Genomic DNA, 21,203 nt, shown 5'->3' with positions numbered 1-21,203 from the left:
ATGTTCAGTGCTTTGGCGGCGACCGCGCTGTTGGGCGGCTGCGCCAGCGTGGAAACCCGGCCCACCGCCGCGGTCAGCGCCTCCAATCCGATCGTGGCCCAGGCCGGCCATCTGGCCGGCAAGCACGGCGGCCTGACCGGCGCGGAGCGCGCCGCGAACGAACAACAGATCGATCGCCTGCTGACCCAGCTCGACGACGCCACCTTGAGCCGCGAAGCCAACGCGCTGCCGCCCGGCGATCCGCTGTACAACTTCGTCGGCCGCGCGCTGATGAAGCGCGGACTGCCGCTGCCGCGCCCGTTCGACCGCAGCTCGGACTGGAGCTTCAACGCCGGCCAGCGCCCGCCCGCGGAAGCCGACGGTTACCGCCCGCCGATGAAACTGGCGGTGCTGCTGCCCTCCAGCGGCCCGAGCATGATCGCCGGCGCGTCGGTGCGCGACGGCTTGAACGCCGCCTATTACGGCGAAACCCGGCGCCGTCCGGAAATCAATTTCTACGACACCGGCAGCACCGGCGGCGGCACCCTCGCCGCCTACGACAAGGCCGTGGCCGACGGCAACGACTTCGTCATCGGCCCGCTCGGCCGCGATGAAGTCAGCGCCCTGTTCGCCAAGGGCGCCTTGCCGGTGCCGGTGCTCGCGCTCAACCGCGGCAACGTGGCGCCGCCCAGCGGCAACGTCAGTTTCTCGCTGACGCCGGAAGACGAAGGCCTGGCCGCGGCCGACTACCTGCTCGAACGCAAGGTCAAGCGCGTGCTCGCCATCGACGGCGGCGACGACGGCCAGCGCCGCGCGATCGCCGCGCTGAAGGAACGCCTGGCCGGCGCCGGCGCGGTGGTCACCGACAGCGTCAGCGAAGGCACCGCCGACCTGGGCCCGTTCGTGGCCAAGGAAGGCGGCGTCGATGCGGTGTTCCTCGCGGTCAAGGGCAGCTCGGCGCGCAATCTGGTACCCAAGCTGGCGATGGTCGGCCTGTCCGACAAGCCGCGCGTGGCGACCTCGCAAGTGCTGCAGGGCACCGGCAAGCCGGAGCAGGACCGCGTCCTGGACGGCATCGCCTTCCCCTCGGAAACCTGGACCGCCGGCGGCATCCGCGGCCTGTCGCCGGCGGTCGGCGTCGCCCAGACCCTGCCGACCGCGCGCGGCCCCGGCGGCGCGCGCCTGTTCGCCTTCGGCTACGACGCCTGGCAGCTCAGCGCGTATCTCGAACGTCTGGCTTCGCGTCCGGACGCCTACATCGCCGGCGCGACCGGCGTGTTGCGCATCGACGGCGGCGGCACCGTGCTGCGCACGCCGGCGTGGTCCACCTTCAGCAGCGGCGTCGCGGTGCCGCTGGCGGATGCCTCGCGCCGCTGATCCGGCGGCCGATCCGGCGCGCAGCGCGTCGGATCGTCGCGGCCGCGGCGCTGCAGTCGAAGCCGCGGCGCGCGCGTATCTGCTCGAACACGGCCTGCGCGCCGTAGCGGCCAATGCCAACTACCGTTTCGGCGAGCTCGATCTGGTCGTGCTCGACGCCGACACCGTGGTCTTCGTCGAAGTGCGTTACCGCCGCGACGATCGCTTCGGCGGCGGCGCGGTCTCGGTGGACGCGCGCAAACGCCGCAAGCTGGTGCTGGCCGCGCAGGCGTTTTTGCTCGCTCATCCGCGTTATGCCGAGTGTCCGTGCCGCTTCGATGTGATCGAGGCCGATGGCGATCCGGCGCAGCCTCGCTTGAACTGGTTGCGCGATGCGTTTCGCGCCGACGATGTCTAGCGTTTTTGCGCTTGTGGCATTTGCTGCTGTGGGATTTGCTCTTGTGGGAGGGGCTTCAGCCCCGATGCCTTTCGATCAGGTCGCCAAACCTTTCCGCAATCGCGCAATCTGATCGAAAAGCATCGGGGCTGAAGCCCCTCCTACAAAAGACTTCGCCGCTGCGCGGCGATCCGCCAGCAGCAACCGCCGGCCCGCGGCGATACCATGAGCCCACTATGCCGACCATCATGACCCACGCCGTGGTTCCGCTCGCCCTGGGCTGGGCGCTGGGCCCGCGCACGATTCCGCCGCGGCTGTTGGTCGCCGGCGCGATCGCGGCGATGCTGCCCGACGCCGACGTGGTCGCGTTCAAGCTCGGCATCGCCTACGCGGACGACTTCGGCCATCGCGGCGCCAGCCATTCCTTCGCCTTCGCGGCGATCCTCGCCGTATTCGGCGCGCTGGCTTCGCGCTGGTTGCGCGCGCCGCCGTCGCGCGCGGCCTTGTGGCTGTTCGTTTGCGCCGCCTCGCATCCGCTGCTGGATGCGCTGACCGACGGCGGTCTCGGCGTGGCGCTGTATTGGCCGTGGTCGGACGCGCGCATCTTCGCGCCGTGGAGGCCGATCGAAGTCTCGCCGATCGGCGCGCGTTTCTTCAGCGCGCGCGGCTTGCAGGTGCTGTGGTCGGAAGCGCGCTGGATCGTGCTGCCCGCGCTCGCCGTCGGCGCGCTCGGCGCGGCGTTGCGGCGGATGTCGATGCGCGCGGAACCGGCGCGATGAGCAGCCGCCTGCCGCCGGCCTTGCACGAGGAACTCGCGCGGCTGCTCGGCGACGCGTGGCTGACCGATCCGGGCGACCGGCTGTCCTACGCTTACGACAACTCGCGCCGGCAAGCGTTGCCCGACGCGGTCGCGCTACCGCACAACCGCGAGCAAGTGCAGGCGCTGGTGCGCGCGTGCCGGCGCCATCGCGTGCCGGTGGTCGCGCGCGGACGCGGCACCAACACCACCGGCGCATCGGTGCCGATCGCCGGCGGCGTGGTGGTCTCGTTCGAGCGCATGAACCGCATCGTCGAAATCCGTCCCGGCGACCGCTGCGCGATCGTCGAACCCGGCGTGCTCAACGGCGATCTGCAGACCGCGCTCAAGGCTCACGGCCTGTTCTGGCCGCCGGACCCGACCAGCGCGGCGTTCAGCACCGTCGGCGGCAATCTGGCCTGCAACGCCGGCGGCCCGCGCGCGGTGAAGTACGGCGCCAGCCGCGACAACGTGCTGGCGCTGACCGCGGTGACCGGCGCGGGCGAATTGATCGTGTGCGGCACGGCCACGACCAAGGGTTCGACCGGGTACGACTTGCATCGTCTCCTGGTCGGCAGCGAAGGCACGCTGGCGCTGATCGTCGAAGCCAGCCTGCGCCTGACGCCGTCGGCGCCGGCGCGCGCGGCGGTGCGCGCGATCTATCGCGACGTGTCCTCGGCCGCGCTCGCGGTCGCGCGGCTGATGGCGCAACCGGTGACGCCGTCGATGCTGGAATTCATGGACGCGCACGCGGTGCAACTGGCGCGCGACGTCGGCGGTGCCGATCTGCCGCACGAGGCCGGCGCCTTGCTGATGATCGAAGCCGACGGCGATGCGCAGACCTTGCCGTATGCGATCGAAGCCTTGAAACGCGCCGCCGCCGGCGACGGCCTGCTTTCGCTCGACGACGCCGCCGACGAAGCCGCGCGCGAAAAACTCTGGGCCGCGCGCAAGGCGCTGTCGCCGTCGCTGCGCACGCTGGCGCCGGGCAAGATCAACGAAGACGTGGTGGTGCCGGTCTCGCGTATTCCGGAACTGGTCGATGGCGTGCAGGCGCTGTCGCGCGAATTCGACTTGCCGATCGTGTGCTTCGGCCACGCCGGCAACGGCAATTTGCACGTCAACCTGCTCTACGACCCGGCCGACGAATCGCAGAACCAGCGCGGGCACCGCGCGATGAACCGCGTGTTCGAACTGGCGCTGGCGCTGGGCGGCACCTTGTCGGGCGAACACGGCATCGGCCTGGCCAAGCGCGAATTCATGCCGCAGGCGGTGGGCGCGCAGACGCTGGCGTTGATGCGGCAGTTGAAGACGGTGTTCGATCCGGACGGCATTCTCAATCCGGGCAAGTTGCTGCCGGACGAATAAGGCGTCGGGCGGTGCCTTTCACCGCCGATGCGATGCTGTTGTTCGTTTCGCAGCGCCTGCACGGCACACGCGTGGATTGAAGTATCGGCTCGAAACGATGCTGCGCCTGGACCTTGGACTTGAATGTTCCCGCCTGCTCAGCGGCGCGGCTCACAACATCCGCACGCCCGGCAGATCGCGAAAATATGTCGACACATCGCCCGCGCTGAGTTCGGCATGTCCCGGACGCCCCGGCAAACCGTCGGGAGCGGTCGAACCATAAGTGCCGTAACGTCCGCTGCGGCCCGAGTGGCTGCCACCGCCGCCGCTGCCCTGGCTGCCGCCGCTGCCGCCGTCGCCGCCCGGGCCGGGAGGGCCGCCGGAAACGTCGAAACGCAGCAGTTGCGCGAGTTCCGGATAACGCCGGTCGTAGACCAATTCGATCCCGCCGCCGTCGCCGCCGATACCGCCTGGCGCGCCGTAACCGCCATCGCCTCCGTCGCCGCCATCGCCGCCGTAACCCGGGCGATCCTTGTCGCCTTCGCCGCGTCCGCCATCGCCGCCGCTGCCGCCCATGCCGCCGTCGCCGCCCGCACCGCCGATGCCGCCGGTCGCGATCAGAGTCAGCGGACGATCCGCCGGCGCCAGCACGAAGTCCTCGAAATCGCCGAGCACGCGCACCGCGATCAGCTTCGGATACAGCCGCGTGCTCGCGAAGGTGGCGTACATGCGCAGCCGCGGCCCTTGGAAACCGGGGCCGCCCGGCATGCCGTCGCCGCCGCGACCGCCGTTTTGTCCGTCCTGGCCGTCGTAACCGCTGCGTCCGTCGCTGCCGCTGAAACCGCTGGCGCCGTCCGCCCCCTCCAGCCCGGGTCCGCCGGGCGCGCCGACACCAACGATGCAGCGGTAATCGGCTGGGTAATGCTGCGTCTGCGCCAACGACGCGGTCGGATGCAGCAACTGCGTGCTGATCGCGAAACCGCTGTCCACCGTCGCCAGCACATCGGGATCCGGCGCGAACCAACCCAGTTCGTCGAACCGTCCCTGCGCGCTGGAAAAAACGAAATTGCGAAAATCCAGCATGCCGTTGCGACGCGTGCCGTTGCTGCCGCTCCAGGTCTCGAAGCTGGCCGGCGCCGGTTGGCGCGGCAGTTGCGCGGTGACCACCACGTGCATCTGCACCGGCTGGCGCGGGCAGATCGTGTTGACCCCGGGGCCGATGTCGGCCTGGATCGCGCTGACCTTGGCGTCGCGCAGATGGACGGTGTTGATGCCGGCGATCGAACGCACCGCGCCGCAGCCGCTAAGCAGCGCCGGCACCAGCAGCGCCAGCGCCGACGAAGGCAATGCGATCCGTCCAAAACGCCCGAAACAGATCGACCGAATCGTCGGATGCATAGTCTGGATAAAGGGTGGGTTAAGCGGAAACTGGCACTGCCGCGATGAAATGAACCTGAATTCCGGCGTTCAACGCACCCAACCTCAGACACTGCAGGCCGCCCGACATCCGATCGCAAGATCACCCGCCAAAGTGATCGACGACGTTGAAACCACTCATGTCGGTGCGAATCGCTAATACCATGCCAACTGGGCGCCCCAATGCATCCAGTTCAGCCCTCGCGTCGGCAAGGGATTTATAGACCATGGTCGCCTGCATCTCACATCCAGCCACCGTGAGGTCTATCCCGCAGCCGAAATACAACTCCACCGATACCGGATCGCCAACGACGGACAGGGCCTGGGTAAAGCTCGCATAGTCGCTTACGTTCAACACCGCTTGCGGATCGTCGGTGTGGGACATCAGCGCGATCGATACCATCAGGGCCAACAACGCACCCTCCACCGCAATTCCGGCCGCGGCGCCCTCCGCCGCCGTTGCTACATGACCTAAGCCGTAGAGCTCAAGCGCAGTATCCACGCCTTCAATCACGACCTTCGGAGTGCTGTGCTCGACATGCACCAGTTGGAAGCATCTGGGCTCGATCGGAAATCCACAAGCTCCGTACTCGGCGCCGTCGGCAAGACCTTCCGCATAAACGTCCCGCGCGAAATCCGGGATCCCGATGAAAGGATCCGCCTCGCTTGCATCGGCCACATAGCCCTTGGCGAATCCCAGCTGATAGTAAGCCAGTTGTTCGCCGTTATAAGGCTTGAAAGGAAACATGTCATCCTCCTGATTTGATTCGATCGATGATCCGGTTCGGGTATTTGAGCTATCGCAGAACCTTCACGACGTTGAGTGCACCCGATCGCATGACGTCATTGAACGGCCTGGCGAATCGGCTTGCGTTGACCGCATAGTCCAGTTGCACCTGCGCTCCCTTCGCCGCCAATGCCTGCGCGGCCGGAGACTGCGAAAGAACGGTCAATCGAGCCGTGGTCTTGTCGCTCGCCGATACAGTGCGCGGCATGGGCATAGGCAGCAGTCCGACCGCCGACAACATGTCCCGGGCCGTGTCCACCTGCGTACCCACGAGCGATGGAACAGCGACCTGATCGCCTGCCGCGGGCTGGACTCGGCGTTTCAATCTCACCGTCGGCAATCCCGCGACTTCAAGGTAGGGCGTGATATCGCCTCCCTCCGTCAACCGGGTTGCATGCGCCATGACCTTACCCCAGGCCTCGGTGTAAGCGGTTCTCCATTGCCTGGCCTCCTCGTCGTCGGGAGGCGACTCGAAATAGGCGCGATTCTGACCGGCCAACAAAAAATCCAACTCGTCGATGACCTGCTTATAGGTAGTGCGCTTGCGAGCGCAATCGTCAAGATATTCGCGCAACTCGAACTTTGCCAACTCATTGGACTGCAAGCCGGGAATGCTGGCATAGGGCGCGAGTTCAACCTGCACGGAGATGGGATGCGCTTGAGCGATCCGCGGAAAGTCCTTGAGACGGTCCATGACACCGGCTACATCGGTCACGATGCTGACCTCGACCCCGACACCGGAAGCCTGGTACTGGATGACGCGAAGTTGCGACTGACTTGCCTTGGATTTGGTGTCGGTGGATAGACTGAAACTGATTTCAGCACTGGAAAAGAATGCGTTGTATTCGGCCTGCAGACTTGCCGCGAGGCTCTTTTGCACCTGCACCTCCGAGTGCACGATCTCAACGATTACGTAGAATTCGCCACCCGTCAGCGCAGCACGCACGTAACTGTCCCCGTACATCGCGACAAAACTTGAATCCTGGGCGCGCATGTCCTTGGCGGCCTGCTTGGCGCTGGGATCGAACAGGCCGATGGGCGGATTTCGCACATCGCACTTCGCGATGATGTAGGTCGCAAATTCCTTGTATTGTGTCTTTTCCCTCATCTCGAACTTACCAGTGGCCTGAAACAGGCCATAGCGCATTTCCGCGCCGACGGACAGTCCGAGCGATTCCTCAAGCTCCTGCGAGGTCTCGATTATGTTGACGTCATAGCTGACGATCTGGCCGCTGTTGTTGGGATCGATGATGGGCGTGTCGGGCACTATCGCAACACCGAGAGGCGAGCCGCTTGCCGAATCCACCCCGCGTCCCAATTGCAACGACGGCCGCCCAGCCGAGTTCATGAATTTGACCGGCATAGCAATCTCCTTCGCTTGTTAACGTCCGAGTCCGCGCAAGCACCGACGATCATCGCGGCGCACGCGAAGCACGAAAAATTCCGCGGATCCGAGGCGTCAATCGACACGGTAAGTGACGTAGTAGCAGGAGCTTTCGATCAGCGACTGGGCTTTCTTTGCGATCACCCCGGCCCCAAGCTCGGATTCGTACATCGTGACCGAACCCATCAGATCGTCGTCAGACACGTCGGCATCCCACAGTGAAATGTTCTGCGAGAACCCAAAGTTCACCGCCACCATCGGCGATTCCGATTGACCGGCCTGCATCTCGACTTTCCGGCCAGGTTCCGGCCAGATGGCATGATCGCGCCCGCTATTGGTGCTGGTGGTCATGTAGAGTTGGTCGGGATCGGATCGCGCCGCATCGATGATCGCAATCACTCCGGGAATTTGTTTGACTGCATCCAGGATCGAAAATCCTGCAACGTTCCCGAACGGAATTATCTCCGGCAGAGTCGCGAATGCTTGGTTGACTTCAGCGTCAGTCCCCGTGGACTGCTGGACGCAGAGCAGTGAAAGAATAGTCGCGCTGGGCATGGCCAAGTCCTTATGTAGAGTGATGAGTGCCGAATCGGTCCGGAACGCCAACAAGGTCCGACGACAGAGTTGATTGAGCACATGGCATCCCGCGTAGCGGGCGGCCAATTCGGCAACGGCGTCTTGCGACGCGATTGCCGACGTCTCCAACTCAGGCTAGTTCCACCGTGATCGCTGTTCTATCGCATGACGATGCGACAAGATCGCGCACAACGCGGAACGCGATCAGACCAGGCCATGCCGCAACGCGTAGGCCGCGGCTTCGGCGACGCTGTGCACTTGCAGCGCGGCGTAGATCCGCCTCACATGGGTGCGCACGGTATCCAGCGATATCTCCAGCGCGCGCGCCACTTGCGGATACGACTTGCCCTTGACCAGTTCGCGCAGCACGTCCAGCTGACGCGGCGTCAGCCCCAGATCGGCCGGCAGCGCGTGGTTGAACGCGTGGGCGTTGCCGACGCGGATGAAGTTCATCACCGTCGCCGCCAGTTGCGGCGACAAGGCCGCACCGTGGCCGGCGACTTGCTCCAGTTGCTCGCCGATCTGCGCGCCCATCGCACTCTTGAGCAGGTAGCCGTCGGCGCCGGCGCAGATCGCGGCGAGCACGCGGTGTGGTTCCTCGAACACGGTCAGCACCACCACGCGCACCTCGGGAAACATCGCCTTGAGTTTGCGCGTGGCCTCGATGCCGTCGAGTTGCGGCAGACCGATGTCCATCAGCACCAGGTCCCACGGCCGCTGTTCGCCGCGACGCTGCGCTTGAGCGGCGCGCGCGAGCAACGGCTCGGCGGCCGCATAGGCGGCCACCAGCGCGAACCGCGGCAGATGCCGCGCCAGCGTTTCCAGGCTGGCGCGGTAGCGCGGATCGTCTTCGACCACGGCCACGCGGATCGCGGCAGGCACGGTGTTCATGCGTTGCACCGTGCAGGTCGCGGCGGCGGCCGCATATCGCATGGGCATGCGATCCACGCCCGCCGTGTGTCGAAAGGGTTCGAGCGCGACGGGTTCATTCACCCACCGAATGGTTCGAAATACACCGCGATGCGGGTGCCGGCGCCCGGCGCGCTGTCCAGTTCCAGGCGCGCGCCGATCGCGCGGGCGCGCTGGCGCATCGTGTCCAGGCCGCTGCGGCGCGCCGGATGCTCCGGGTCGAAGCCGACGCCATCGTCGTCGATACGCAGCCGCCAGCCGGCGGCCTGCGCGCTCAATTCCACCACCACTTGCGCCGCGTGCGCATGGCGGGCGGCGTTGTGCAGCGCTTCCAGCGCGATCATCAACACGTGCCGGCGCACTTGCGGCCGCACCGTGCCGGGCGGGAATTCTTCCGGCCAGCGCATGCGCAGTTCCGGCGCCGGTCCCGGCAGCAGGCGTCCGGCGTGCTGGGCCAATTGCGCGGCCAGATCGGCCAGGCCGGCGCGGCTCTCGCGCATGGTCCACACCAACGAACGCAGGCCGCCTCCGAGCAGCTCGGCGACCGAGGCGATCTCGCCGGCGATCTGGCGCCGCTCGCCCTCGTCGTAACCTTCGCGCGCGGCGACGTTGGCGAGCACGCTGATCGAGCCCAGGCCGGAGCCCATTTCGTCGTGCAGGTCCATGGCGATTTCGTTGCGCTGCCGCTCCAATCGCAACAGTTGCCGCACCCGCAGTCGATACAGGACGACGCCCACAGCGACCAGCGCGCTCAGCCAGATCAATCGCGCCCACCACGTCGCCCACCACGACGGCGCGACCTGGAACGCGAAGGCCCGCGCCGACGACCAATGCCTGCCGTCCAGACTCGCCTGCATCTGCACGCGATAGTCGCCGGCGGGCAGATCGATCAGTTGCAGGGTCGCCTCGTTGCCCGCCTTCGACCACCGATCGCGATCGGAGGTGCGCGAACGAAAACGCAGCAGGCCGCGGTCGCGATAGGTCAGCGCGGCGTATTCCAGGTCGAGCCGGCGCTGTTGCGGCGACAGGCGCAGCGGCTGGTCCGGATCGTGCTCGCGTCCGTCCAGCGTGACCCGCACCAACCGTACGTTCGGCGCCGGCGTGCGCAACTGCCGTTCACTGGCCGGGACCGCGATCACGCCGCGATTGCCGACCACCCACAAGTCGCCGTTGTCGCGCTCGAAGGCGCCGGTCGCCGCGTTGCCGGGCATGCCCTGCATCGCGCCGGGTTGTTCGAGTACGCGCCAACCTTGCGCGCACTCGTCGCAAGGCGCGAGCCGCCACAAGCTGCCGCCGCCGGCGACCCAATAACCGCCTCGCGGCGACGCGCGCACCATGCCCATGTAGTTCACCGGCAGCGAGTCGTTGCCGGGCAGCCGCCGGATCGTCTCGCCGCGCAGTTCCTGCAGGCCGTTGACGCTGGCGTACCAGTAACGTTGCGCACCGACGCGTTGCAACGGTCCGGAACCCGACGAGCGCGGCGCGGCGATGCAATGGCGCGGCCGCAGCGGCATCGTCGTGTCGGTGCGATACCAGCAGGCCTGGCCGCCACCGACGCGCAACAGTTCGTCGCGCTCGGTCAGCGCGATCAAGGTCGGTTCCTGCGGATCGGAGGCCGCGGCCAGTTCGATCGCGCGGGTATCGGCGCGTTCGATGTCATGCTCGATACCGCGTTCGATCCGGAACAGCCCGCCGGTGGTGTTCAACCACCAGCGCCGCTGCGCATCGACGGCGCAGCCGGTGCTCATGAATTCCGGCAACGGTCGCGCCGGGGCCGCGGCCCGGCGCAGGCCGGAGCGGTCGAGGCGATAAATCAGCCCGCCGCGGGTCAGCCATAGTCCGCCCTCGCTGTCCTCGCACGGCACCCCGCCGATCAGCGGACCGGGCAGCGGGTCGAGCCTGCGCATCGCGTCCGCGTCGAAACGCACCACGCCGGCCCAGGTCGTTATCCACATCTGTCCGCGATACGGCGCGGCGCGGAATACATGGTTGGACGGCATGCCTTCCAGCTCGGTCCATTGCCAGGTGCGCGGCCCGGGGAAATGCAGCAGGCCGACGAAGGTGCCCAGCCACAGGCTGGCTTCGCGATCGATCAGCAACGGTCCGCCGCTGGGCACGCCCTGGCGCAGGTCCTGCAGGCGCTGGCTGCCGTCGTCGGAGACGGTGACCAGCACATGATCCAGCGACAGCCACAAAAGGCCGCCGCGCTCGACCAGATCGATGGCGCGGCCGTGCGGGCGCAAAAAACTGCGCAGGCCGCGCGCGTCCTTGCGCCAGATCAGGGGCGGGATCTTCTCGGTGCGATGGCCGACGAACCAATACGGCGCGTCGCCGCCGCCGGCGACCGCGAACAATCCGGGCTGGCTCAGCAACCGCTGCGCGCTGGCGTCCGGATTCAAGCGCCATGCGCCGCGATCGGTGACCAAGGCGACGCCATCGCGCAGCGGCCACAACCGCCAGGGGATTTCGCCGTCGATCGTCGCCATCGCGAGCGAATGCCAGCGGCCGTCGGGATCGCGCCGCCACACGCGTTCGCCCAGCACTGCCCACAGCCGTCCCTGTGCGTCGAATAAGGCCGCGTTGAGATCGCGCACCACGCGCCCTTGCGGGCCGCGCCAGGGTTCCAGGCTATCGCCGCGGCGCTGGTAAGCGACGCCGACCTTGGTCGCCGCGATCAGTTCATCGCCGTGGGTCACCACGATCATGGTCGGTTCGTGCAGGTGTTCGCGGCCCCAGGACTTGAAGGTGCGTCCGTCGAAGCGGACCAGTCCGCCGAACGTACCCAGCCAGAGGAAGCCGTCGCGGTCCTGCGCCAGCGCCGACACTTCGCCGGAATTCAGGCCCTGGCTCTGGTCGTAGAACACCGAATGATTGCGTTGCGCAGCCGCGCGACCGGCGCATAGTGCCGTCAGCAACGCCAGCCAGACCGTCAGGACTCGCTCCATCGCACTGCGCCGAGCTTCGGGACTGGCCGAGCTTACGCGCCGGGGCGTGCGTTCGACTGTGTCGTTCGATCCAGACCTTCCGTGCGCGGCGTCCGGGCGCGGGCGCGAACGACGGCGCGTCGGCGAGCGCCGCCGCGGCCGATCAAGCGAAGTGCTGGTAGCCGCTGCGGGCCGGCGTCCACGCCGAGCCGTCGGCCAGGCGCACGCGCACCGGCGGCGTCGCCGCGGCCGGCGCGGCTTCGATGCGGCCGATCACGCAAGCCGGCGTGTCGAGTTTGCGCAAGGCCTGGGCGATCACCGCGCGCTGCCGCGGCGGCGCGGTGAAGCACAGTTCGTAGTCGTCGCCGCCGCTGAGCTGCAAGGCCCGACGCGCATCGCTCTCGCATGCCGCTAGCAAAGCCGCCGACGCCGGTAAGGCTTCTGCGTCGATGCAGGCGCCGACCGCGGAGGCCGCGCACAGGTGGCCGAGATCGGCAAGCAGGCCATCGGACACGTCGATGCCGGCGCGGGCCAATCCGCGCAGTGCGCGGCCCATCGCCACCCGCGGCGTCGGCCGATGCAGACGTTCGCGCAGGCGTGCGGCGTCGGTTCGCGCATCGCCGCTGTTGCGCCGCACTTCGTGTTCGCAGTACGGCGCGACACCGGCCAGCGCCAGCGCTGCCGCGGCGTCGCCGAGCGAACCGGTGACCCAGATTTCGTCGCCGACCTGCGCCGCGTCGCGACGCAACGCCCAGCCGGGTTCGACGAAACCGATCACGGTCACGCACACCGACAAGGGCCCGCGCGTGGTGTCGCCGCCGACCAGGGCCACGCGGTGTTGCGCGGCCAGTTCCAGGAAACCATCGAGAAAACCGTCGACGAACGCTTGGCGCGACTCGCCGCCCTCATCGGGCAGCGACAACGACAAGGTGCACCAGGCCGGATCGGCGCCCATCGCGGCCAGATCGGACAGATTCACCGCCAGCGCTTTCCAGCCGATATCGGCCACGGCCGCGTCGTCGCCGAAATGCACGCCGCGGTTGAGCGTGTCGGTGGCGACCGCCAATTGCCGACCCGGCGGCGGCTGCAGCAAAGCGGCGTCGTCACCGATGCCCAGCACCACGTCCTCGCGCGTCGCCGCGCGGGCGCGGATGCGTGCGATCAGGTCGAATTCGGCTGCGCTCATCGCGACGGTCCCGGCGCGCCCGCCGTGTTCAACGGGCGCGGCGCGAGCGGATCACTTCTTCTTGGAAGCGTTGAATTCCACCGCGCGCCATTGCGCGGCGGCATGGTCGAGCACGCCGTTGACGTAGGTGTGTCCGTGCTCGGCGCCGAAGCGCTTGACCGTTTCGATCGCCTCGTTGATGACCACGCGATACGGCACGTCGGGGCGATGGCGCAGTTCGTAGGCGGCGATGCGCAGGGTCGCGCGCTCGATCGGATCGACCTGCTCGATCTCGCGATCCAGGAACGGCGTGAGCGCCTGATCCAGATCGTCCTGATGTTGGTCCACGCCGCGCACCAGATCCTCGAAATAGATCAGGTCGGCCACTTCGTGGGCCTGCTCGTGGGCGAACTGCGAGATCACGTCGTTGACCTTGGCGCCCGACAGCTGCCAGGCGTACACGGCCTGCAGCGCGCGGCGGCGGGCGCGCGAACGCGCTACGGGGTCGATTCCATCCTGACGGCGGCGATTCATGACAGTTGCTCCAGCAGGTGACTCATTTCCAACGCGGCCAGCGCCGCTTCCTCGCCCTTGTTGCCGTGGCTGCCGCCGGCGCGGTTTTCCGCGTCCTCGTGGCGTTCCACCGCGAGCACGCCGTTGGCGATGGCCAGGCCGTGATCCAGCGACACGCGCATCAGGCCATCGGAGCAGCCGTCGGCGACTTGTTCGTAATGACGGGTGTCGCCGCGCACCACGCAGCCCAGCGCGACCACGGCGGCGTGCCGGCCGGCGAGCGCGAGGCGGCGCGCGAGCACCGGCAGTTCCCAGGCGCCGGGGACGCGGATCACGTCGATGGCGTCCTCGGTGACGCCGTGTTCGGCGAAGGTCTTGCGCGCACCGGCCACCAGGGTGTCGGTGATGCGCGGGTTCCAGCGGCTGGCGATGATGGCGTAGCGCGCGCCCGGCGGGCTGCGCAGGTCGCCTTCGTAATGGGGCATGACGGGGTCCGCTGAACTGAGGGGGGCTGGACGAAAGGGGGCTAGTTTACCGGGTGCAGGCATTGGCTGCCGGTTGGGTGGGCGGTGGCTGGGGGTTGGCCCGGCCTTCGTTTTTGCTCGTCATTCCCGCGAAGGCGGGAATCCAGGGCCTTTCGTGCGAGGACGTTTGAAGTCGCTGGATGTTCGGCTCCGCCGAAGTAAAGCGGAGCCCGCCTTCGCGGGAATGAGGGGCTGGAGGGGATGGCGCTGAAGTCTCTGGATTCCCGCGTTCGCGGGAATGACGGTTTGGAGAGATGACGCTGAAGTCGCTAGGTTCCTGCCCTCGCGGGAATGACGGCATGGAAGCAACGAACCGCGGCCGGCGACCATCGGCCGCCAGCCGCCGCATCGAATCGCCAGCCGGCCTCAGCCCAGCGCCGCGATATCCACGTACTCGACCACTTCCAGCCCGAACCCGGCCAGGCCGATCTGGCGCCGGGGCGTGCCCAGCACGCGCAGCTTGCCCAGGCCCAGGTCGGCCAGGATCTGGCCGCCGGCGCCGTTGCGCCGCCATTCCAGCAGGGCGTGGCCGCGGGTCGGCGGCTCGGTCTGGGCCGGTCCGCCCTGCCCCTCAAACGCGGGCTCGTGCGCGCCGTGCCCGTCCGCGTGCGTGGCCGGCTGCTCGCGCACGCGCGCCAGCAAGGCCTCGGCGTCGGCATGGTCGGCCAGCAGCACCAGCGCGCCGCGGCCTTCGCTCGCGATCGCGGCCAGCACGTCGCCGACCGCCGGGCCGAAGTCCGGGCGACGCCAATGCAGCGCGTCGGCCAGCGGATTTTGCACATGCACGCGCACCAGGGTCGGCGTGTTCGCGTCGGCGGCGCCGCGGGTCAGGGCGAAATGCAGCGAATGGGTCAGGCGGTCGCGATAGCTCAGCAACTGGAACGGGCCGTGCTCGGTTTCGATCTCGCGCGCATCCACGCGCTCGACCGTGTGCTCGGTGGCCAGGCGATAGCGGATCAATTCCTCGATCGAACCGATCTTGAGCCCGTGTTCGGCGGCGAAGGCTTCCAACTGCGGACGCCGCGCCATGCTGCCGTCGGCGTTGAGGATCTCGACCAGCACGCCGGCCGGTTCCAGGCCGGCCAGCAGGGCCAGATCGCTCGCCGCCTCGGTGTGGCCGGCGCGGCTGAGCACGCCGCCGGGCTGCGACATCAGCGGGAAGATGTGGCCGGGCTGGGCCAGATCCGACGGCTTGGCGTCGGGCCGCACCGCCGTGCGCACGGTATGCGCGCGGTCGTAGGCGGAAATGCCGGTGGTGACGCCTTCGGCCGCTTCGATGCTGACGGTGAAGTTGGTGTGGTGCGAGGACGTGTTGTCGCGCACCATCGGGCCCAGGCCCAGTTGCAGGCAGCGCTCGCGCATCAGCGACAGACACACCAGGCCGCGGGCGTGGGTGACCATGAAGTTGATGTCGGCCGGACGCACGAGTTCGGCGGCCATGATCAGATCGCCTTCGTTCTCGCGGTCTTCGTCATCGACGATCACCACCATGCGGCCGGCGCGGATTTCTTCCAGCAGTTCGGGAACGCTCGCGAAACTCATGCCGCACCCCCGGGCCGGCGCTCGCCGAGCAGACGCTCGACGTAACGGGCCACCAGATCGATTTCCAGATTGACCGAAGCGCCCACGCCGGTCTGCGCAAACGCAGTGTTCTGCACGGTGTGCGGAATCAACGCGACCTCGAAGCCTTCGCTGTCGGCTTCGTTGACCGTCAGGCTGACGCCGTCGACGCAGATCGAGCCTTTCTTGGCGATGTAGCGCAGCAGCGGCTGCGGCGCGCGGAAGCGCCAGCGCTGCGCGCGCGCGTCCTCGTGCACCGACAGCACCGCGCCGACGCCATCGACGTGGCCGCTGACCATGTGGCCGCCGAGGCGGTCGGTCGGGCGCATCGCGCGTTCCAGATTGGTCAACGCGCCGGGCTTGAGCGCGCCCAGCGTGGTCAGCGACAGGGTTTCGGTGGAGGCGTCGGCGTCGAACCACTCGGAGCCGAACGCAATCACGGTCAAGCACACCCCATTGACCGAAATACTTTCACCCAACTTGGGCTCGGAGAAATCCAGCGTCCCGGTAGCGATGCGCAACCGCACATCCCCGCCCAGGTCCTGCGTGGCGGCAAGGCTGCCGACGCCTTCGATGATGCCGGTGAACATCAGCGCACCTCCCGACGGAGGGCGATCGGGCGCGAGGCCGCGCCGGTGTTGCCATTGAACTGGGTCATGAAACGTTTCCCGCATGAAGTGAGCGAAAAACGCCTCAAGGCTTTGAAGACAACGCACGACGCGCGGCCGGGGCCGCGGGAGTCGTCTCGCCCGTGCGCGCGAACATGTTCGCGAACGGGCTCGCGCGTAGCCGTCTTCTTTCATCCGGACTGTGACCGTCGGCTCCGGCATTGGACCGGATCTGCTGACCCTGCGGTTCGCGCGGCCGAGGCCGGGATCCGCAGGCGCTCGCGGGCTCGCGCGTTGCCGCGCCTACCGCCGGTGGGGAGTTTCGCCCCGCCCTGAAGACGTTACCTGTAGTGTGCCGGCGAACCGGCGGGGGGAGTTTAGCACCGGGGGCGCGGGGGCCGGTTGTCCGGGGCTGGCTGGGGGCGGATGGTTTGTTCTGTGGGTGCGGGGGTTGGGGTGCTTTCGGGTGGCGACGCCTCTCTCTCGTCGTCATTCCCGCGAACGCGGGAATCCAGCGACTTTCGTGCAGCCCACGACAAAGACACTGGATTCCCGCGTTCGCGGGAATGACGGTCTGGAGGAATGGCGCTGAAGTCTCTGGATTCCCGCCTTTGCGGGAATGACGGCGTGGCGGATCGCGCTAAAGGCTCTGACCCGCCCTTCGCGGGAATGACGGCCCGAAGGTTACGCCCCCACCTGAATCATTCCGCCTTACGCCGCAAATGCAGATGCAGCGGCCACTGGATCGTGCGCACGTCCTCGGCCATGCCCCAGGTCTGGGTCAAGGCGGTGCGGTGCATCGCGACCGGGTCGTCGCCGGTCGCGGCGCGGCAGCGCTCGCTGGCCGACAGACTGTTCAGATAGCCGAGAAAACGCCCCAGGCCCCACTCCGCTTCCAGCCACACCGGCGTCGTCGGCAACGCCGCGAACGGCCACGCATAGCCGGCGTAGCCGTCGCGGACTTCGGCGTTTTCGCGCTGCCAGTATTCGTCGATCTGGAAGCGGAACGCCGCCACCGCCTCGACCATGCCTTCCGGGGCCAGGAAATCGCCGTAGGCCCACGCCGCCAGCACGCCGCCCGGCGCGAGCACGCGATCGCACTCGGCGAAGAAGCGTTCGCGATCGAACCAATGCACGGCCTGCGCCACCGCGACCAGTTGCACGCTGCCATCGGCCAGTTCGGTGCACTCGCCCGGCTCGATCGCCAGACTGACCGGTCCGTCGCCGCGCATCGCCGCCTCGCGCGCCCAGTGCTGTTCGATCTGCTGCGCGCTCGGATCGGTGGCGTGCACCTGAGCGAAATGCGCGGCCAATCCGCGTGTGGCCTGGCCGCTGCCGCAGCCGGGCTCCCACACCCGCGCCTGCGCCGGCACGTGGCGCGCGATCTGCTCGAACAAGGCAGTCGGATACTCCGGCCGCGCCGCCGCGTAGGCGCCGGCGATCGCGGAGAAATGGTCCTTGAACGCGTTCGGGCTCATGAGTTGGAGCTAACAGTGAGTGAAGAGGAGTGAGGAGTGAGCGGGATCAAGAGCGAAGGCAGCGTGAGTAGGGCGAACATCTCTGCGCACTGATGAGAATCGGTAAAAACCGGCGAACCCGCGTGGTCGCAACCGCCAACGCTCTTGATCTCACTCACTCCTCACTCCTCTCCACTCATTTCTAGCGCCTGGGCTGCAACAACACCCGCGTGTCCTCGCCGAGCCGGCGCACATCGATCACATCCAGTTGCAGCTTGTGAGTCATCGCCTCGATGCCCAGGCCATCGAACAGGGGCCGCGCGTTCTCGCCCAGCAACACCGGCGCGACGTACAGCAACACCTCATCGACCAGCCCCTGGGCGAGAAACGCGCCGGCCAGGGTGGCGCCGGCTTCCAGCTGAATTTCGTTGACGCCGCGCTCGGCCAACAGCTTGAGTACCGCTTCCAGGTCGATGCGGCCCTCGCGCACCGGCACCGCCGCGTGCTGGGCGCTGAAATCGCGCGGCGGCTTGGCGTCGGGCGCATGCAGGTACAAGGTCGGCGCATCGCCCTCGCGCACGCGGCCGCGCGCGACCGTGGCCAGACCGGGATCGAGCACCACCCGCAGCGGCGCGACGAAAGCGGTGTCGTCGCCCAGGCGCACGGTCAGCGAAGGATCGTCGGCCAGCACGGTGCCGGCGCCGGTCACGATCGCTCCGCAGCGCGCGCGCCAGTGCTGCACGTCCAGGCGCGAGGCCTCGCCGCTGATCCACTTGGACTCGCCGCTGGCCAGCGCGCTGCGGCCGTCCAGGCTGGTCGCCAGCTTGACCCGCAGCCACGGCCGTCCACGCTCCACGCGCGAGAGAAAACCGCGATTGAGCGCGCGCGCCTGGGTTTCCATCAGTCCGCTTTCCACCGCGATGCCGGCCGCCTGCAGCTTGGCGAAACCGGCGCCGTCCACTTGCGGGAACGGGTCGCGCATCGCCGCAACCACGCGCGCCACGCCGGCTTCGATCAGCGCATCGCTGCACGGCCCGGTGCGGCCGGTGTGCGCGCACGGCTCCAGGGTCACGTAGGCGGTCGCGTCGCGCGCGCGCTCGCCGGCCGCGCGCAGCGCATGCACTTCCGCGTGCGGCTCGCCGGCACGCACGTGCCAGCCCTCGCCGACGACTTCCTCGCCGTGCGCGATCACGCAGCCGACCATCGGATTGGGTTTGGTGGTGTAGGCGCCCTTCTCGGCCAGGCGCAGGGCGCGGGCCATGTGGGCGTGATCGGTGGCGCTGAAGTTCGTGGTCATGGCACGCGCTTGAAATGAGTGGCGTCGGGAAATCGCAGATCAGATTGCCGGATAAAGCTGCGACTCAGCGCCTGCGTTTGGAAAGCCGATCAAGCGCGAGACCGAAATCCGATCTCCGCCGTTTCTCGCCGAACGCCGGTCGCACACCGCAACCGCTCCGCCGCGCAGTTCAACGTTTCTTCTTGTCCAGCCGCGGTTCGTCCTCGCCCAACAGCGGCAACTGCCCGTCGCCGGGAATATCGCGTTCCAGCCGGTCGAGCTCCTCGCGGAAATCGGCCACGTCCTCGAACGAGCGGTACACCGAGGCGAAGCGCACGTAGCCGACATGGTCGAGCTTGCGCAGTTCGGCCATGACGAATTCGCCGATCCGGCGCGAGGCCAGTTCGCGCTCGGCGGTCATGCGCAGTTGATGGACCACCGCGCGCACCGCCGATTCGATCTGTTCTTCCGAGACCGGGCGCTTTTGCAGCGCGCGATCGAAGCCGGCGCGCAGCTTGCGCGCGTCGAAGGCCTCGCGGCGGCCATCGCCCTTGATGATCACCGGCAGCTTGAGTTCGATCGTCTCGATCGTACTGAAACGTTCCCCGCAAGCCTCGCAGACGCGGCGCCGCCGGATGGTGGCGCCGTCGTCGGACACGCGCGAGTCGATGACCCGGGTGTCCACGTGCTGGCAGAAGGGACAGTGCATTGGGCTAGGAGTGAGTCGAAAGGAGTGAGGACTGAGTGGAAAAGCCGAAAACCCGGCCACTGTCCTCTGAACCAGCAATAAGAACAAGCCACAAAGCAGTTGCTCTTACCCGTTCCTCACTCCTCATAACTCATTCCTCGTTCTCAGCCGTAAACCGGAAACTGAGCGCACTGCTTGGTCACGTTCTCGCGCACCCCGGCGATGACCTTCTCGTCCTTCGGGTTGTCGAGCACGTCGCAGATCCACTCGGCCAGGGCGACGCAGTCGGGTTCCTTGTAGCCGCGGGTGGTGACGGCCGGAGTGCCGATGCGCAGGCCCGAGGTCACGAATGGCTTCTGCGGATCGTTGGGCACCGCGTTCTTGTTGACGGTGATGTGGGCGCGGCCGAGCGCGGCTTCCGCGTCCTTGCCGGTGATGCCCTTGCCGATCATGTCCACCAGCATCAGATGGTTCTGGGTGCCGCCGGAAACGATCTTGTAGCCGCGCGCGATGATGGTCTTGGCCATGGCCTGGGCGTTCTTCACGACCTGGGCCTGATAGTCCTTGAACTCCGGCTCCAGCGCTTCCTTGAACGCCACCGCCTTGGCCGCGATCACGTGCATCAGCGGGCCGCCCTGGATGCCGGGGAAAACGATGCTCTGCAGCTTCTTCTGCATCTCGTCGAAATCCACAGCGCCAGTGCCGGTGTCCACCGCCGATTCCCAGCGCTTAGCCACGATGATGCCGCCGCGCGGGCCGCGCAGGGTCTTGTGGGTCGTCGAGGTGACCACATGCGCGTGCGGGACCGGGCTGGGGTAGACGCCGGCGGCGATCAGGCCGGCGACGTGGGCCATGTCCACGAACAGGTAAGCGCCGATCTTGTCCGCGATGGCGCGGAAACGCGCCCAGTCCACCACCTGCGAATAGGCGCTGAAGCCGGCCACGACCATCTTCGGCTTGTGCTCCAGGGCCAGGCGCTCGACTTCGTCGTAATCGATCAGGCCCTGCTCGTTGACGCCGTACTGCACGGCGTTGAACAGCTTGCCGCTGGCGTTGACCTTGGCGCCGTGGGTCAGGTGGCCGCCGTGGGCCAGGCTCATGCCCAGGATGGTGTCGCCCGGGTTGAGCAGGGCGAAATACACCGCCTGGTTGGCCTGCGAGCCCGAATGCGGCTGCACGTTGCCGTAATCGGCGTCGAACAGCTGCTTGACCCGGTCGATCGCCAGCTGCTCGGCGACGTCCACGAATTCGCAGCCGCCGTAATAACGCTTGCCCGGGTAGCCCTCGGCGTACTTGTTCGTCAGCACGCTGCCCTGGGCCTCCAGCACGCGCGGGCTGGCGTAGTTCTCCGAGGCGATCAGTTCGACGTGGTCTTCCTGGCGACGCGCCTCGTCGGCGATGGCCTGGGCGAGTTCATCGTCGAATCCGGCAATACGGGTGTGGCTGGGAAACATTCGCGGCCTCGGGGAAAGAGCGGACGGGGAAGGGGGAGGAGGTCTGACGGGCCGGGCCGGCAACGCACGCGGTGCCGTTAACGTGCC

Annotated in this window: 19 protein-coding genes and 1 riboswitch; of the genes, 4 read left to right on the top strand and 15 right to left on the bottom strand. The window is 67.6% G+C overall.

From position 1 onward, the window contains the following. The 4 genes from AB4Y92_RS06840 to AB4Y92_RS06825 all read left to right on the top strand — a co-directional run bounded on the left by AB4Y92_RS06840 (position 1) and on the right by AB4Y92_RS06825 (position 3,896). A complete protein-coding gene (locus AB4Y92_RS06840; protein WP_441818944.1) occupies positions 1–1,356 on the top strand; it encodes a penicillin-binding protein activator in 1,356 nt (451 codons plus the stop codon). After that, a complete protein-coding gene (locus AB4Y92_RS06835; protein ID WP_441818943.1) occupies positions 1,340–1,753 on the top strand; it encodes a YraN family protein in 414 nt (137 codons plus the stop codon). The genes AB4Y92_RS06840 and AB4Y92_RS06835 overlap by 17 nt, the downstream gene beginning before the upstream one ends. Before the next feature lie 215 nt (positions 1,754–1,968). Next, on the top strand, positions 1,969–2,511 hold the full coding sequence (locus tag AB4Y92_RS06830; RefSeq protein ID WP_441818942.1) for a metal-dependent hydrolase: 543 nt from the start codon (positions 1,969–1,971) through the stop codon (positions 2,509–2,511). Then, positions 2,508–3,896, top strand: coding sequence for an FAD-binding oxidoreductase (locus tag AB4Y92_RS06825; protein WP_441818941.1), 1,389 nt, complete (start codon positions 2,508–2,510; stop codon positions 3,894–3,896). The genes AB4Y92_RS06830 and AB4Y92_RS06825 overlap by 4 nt, the downstream gene beginning before the upstream one ends. 150 nt (positions 3,897–4,046) lie before the next feature. Here AB4Y92_RS06825 and AB4Y92_RS06820 read toward each other — a convergent pair whose 3' ends face one another. From AB4Y92_RS06820 to glyA, 15 genes are all read right to left on the bottom strand, one after another. Beyond that, on the bottom strand, positions 4,047–5,222 hold the full coding sequence (locus AB4Y92_RS06820) for a hypothetical protein (protein WP_441818940.1): 1,176 nt from the start codon (positions 5,220–5,222) through the stop codon (positions 4,047–4,049). A 172-nt stretch (positions 5,223–5,394) separates the two neighbouring features. Further along, the gene (locus AB4Y92_RS06815; RefSeq protein WP_441818939.1) at positions 5,395–6,039 is read right to left on the bottom strand and encodes a hypothetical protein; all 645 of its coding nucleotides are present in this window, start codon (positions 6,037–6,039) and stop codon (positions 5,395–5,397) included. A gap of 49 nt (positions 6,040–6,088) precedes the next feature. Further along, positions 6,089–7,441 (bottom strand): hypothetical protein, encoded by a 1,353-nt coding sequence (locus AB4Y92_RS06810; RefSeq protein WP_441818938.1) that lies wholly within the window; start codon positions 7,439–7,441, stop codon positions 6,089–6,091. 96 nt (positions 7,442–7,537) lie between these two features. Beyond that, entirely contained in the window at positions 7,538–8,017 is a 480-nt protein-coding gene (locus AB4Y92_RS06805; protein WP_441818937.1) for a hypothetical protein, read from the bottom strand. 225 nt (positions 8,018–8,242) lie between these two features. After that, positions 8,243–8,971: a response regulator gene (locus tag AB4Y92_RS06800; RefSeq protein ID WP_441818936.1), complete on the bottom strand. Its 729-nt coding sequence runs from the start codon at positions 8,969–8,971 to the stop codon at positions 8,243–8,245. Between the two features lie 56 nt (positions 8,972–9,027). Beyond that, on the bottom strand, positions 9,028–11,892 hold the full coding sequence (locus AB4Y92_RS06795; RefSeq protein ID WP_441818935.1) for an ATP-binding protein: 2,865 nt from the start codon (positions 11,890–11,892) through the stop codon (positions 9,028–9,030). Between the two features lie 142 nt (positions 11,893–12,034). Beyond that, the gene (gene thiL / locus AB4Y92_RS06790) at positions 12,035–13,057 is read right to left on the bottom strand and encodes a thiamine-phosphate kinase (RefSeq protein WP_441818934.1); all 1,023 of its coding nucleotides are present in this window, start codon (positions 13,055–13,057) and stop codon (positions 12,035–12,037) included. Positions 13,058–13,108: 51 nt separating this feature from the next. After that, positions 13,109–13,570: a transcription antitermination factor NusB gene (gene nusB, locus AB4Y92_RS06785; RefSeq protein WP_057944130.1), complete on the bottom strand. Its 462-nt coding sequence runs from the start codon at positions 13,568–13,570 to the stop codon at positions 13,109–13,111. Beyond that, on the bottom strand, positions 13,567–14,034 hold the full coding sequence (gene ribH, locus AB4Y92_RS06780; RefSeq protein ID WP_215059424.1) for a 6,7-dimethyl-8-ribityllumazine synthase: 468 nt from the start codon (positions 14,032–14,034) through the stop codon (positions 13,567–13,569). The genes nusB and ribH overlap by 4 nt, the downstream gene beginning before the upstream one ends. 405 nt (positions 14,035–14,439) lie before the next feature. Continuing rightward, a complete protein-coding gene (ribB, locus tag AB4Y92_RS06775; protein WP_441818933.1) occupies positions 14,440–15,615 on the bottom strand; it encodes a 3,4-dihydroxy-2-butanone-4-phosphate synthase in 1,176 nt (391 codons plus the stop codon). Then, positions 15,612–16,223 (bottom strand): riboflavin synthase, encoded by a 612-nt coding sequence (locus AB4Y92_RS06770; RefSeq protein ID WP_441818932.1) that lies wholly within the window; start codon positions 16,221–16,223, stop codon positions 15,612–15,614. The genes ribB and AB4Y92_RS06770 overlap by 4 nt, the downstream gene beginning before the upstream one ends. Before the next feature lie 197 nt (positions 16,224–16,420). Next, positions 16,421–16,585: riboswitch (FMN riboswitch) on the bottom strand. Positions 16,586–16,942: 357 nt separating this feature from the next. Next, complete coding sequence (locus AB4Y92_RS06765; RefSeq protein WP_441818931.1) at positions 16,943–17,719, bottom strand: class I SAM-dependent methyltransferase; 777 nt, start codon at positions 17,717–17,719, stop codon at positions 16,943–16,945. Between the two features lie 181 nt (positions 17,720–17,900). Continuing rightward, positions 17,901–18,995 (bottom strand): bifunctional diaminohydroxyphosphoribosylaminopyrimidine deaminase/5-amino-6-(5-phosphoribosylamino)uracil reductase RibD, encoded by a 1,095-nt coding sequence (gene ribD, locus AB4Y92_RS06760; RefSeq protein ID WP_441818930.1) that lies wholly within the window; start codon positions 18,993–18,995, stop codon positions 17,901–17,903. Positions 18,996–19,164: 169 nt separating this feature from the next. Continuing rightward, positions 19,165–19,683: a transcriptional regulator NrdR gene (nrdR, locus tag AB4Y92_RS06755; RefSeq protein ID WP_215059434.1), complete on the bottom strand. Its 519-nt coding sequence runs from the start codon at positions 19,681–19,683 to the stop codon at positions 19,165–19,167. 143 nt (positions 19,684–19,826) lie between these two features. Then, complete coding sequence (gene glyA / locus AB4Y92_RS06750) at positions 19,827–21,116, bottom strand: serine hydroxymethyltransferase (RefSeq protein WP_441818929.1); 1,290 nt, start codon at positions 21,114–21,116, stop codon at positions 19,827–19,829. Between the last annotated feature and the right edge of the window lie 87 nt (positions 21,117–21,203).

This window comes from Lysobacter sp. TAB13, assembly GCF_052113885.1.
GTDB classification, from domain to species: domain Bacteria; phylum Pseudomonadota; class Gammaproteobacteria; order Xanthomonadales; family Xanthomonadaceae; genus Lysobacter; species Lysobacter gummosus.
This window is presented reverse-complemented; position numbering and strand designations above follow the sequence as displayed.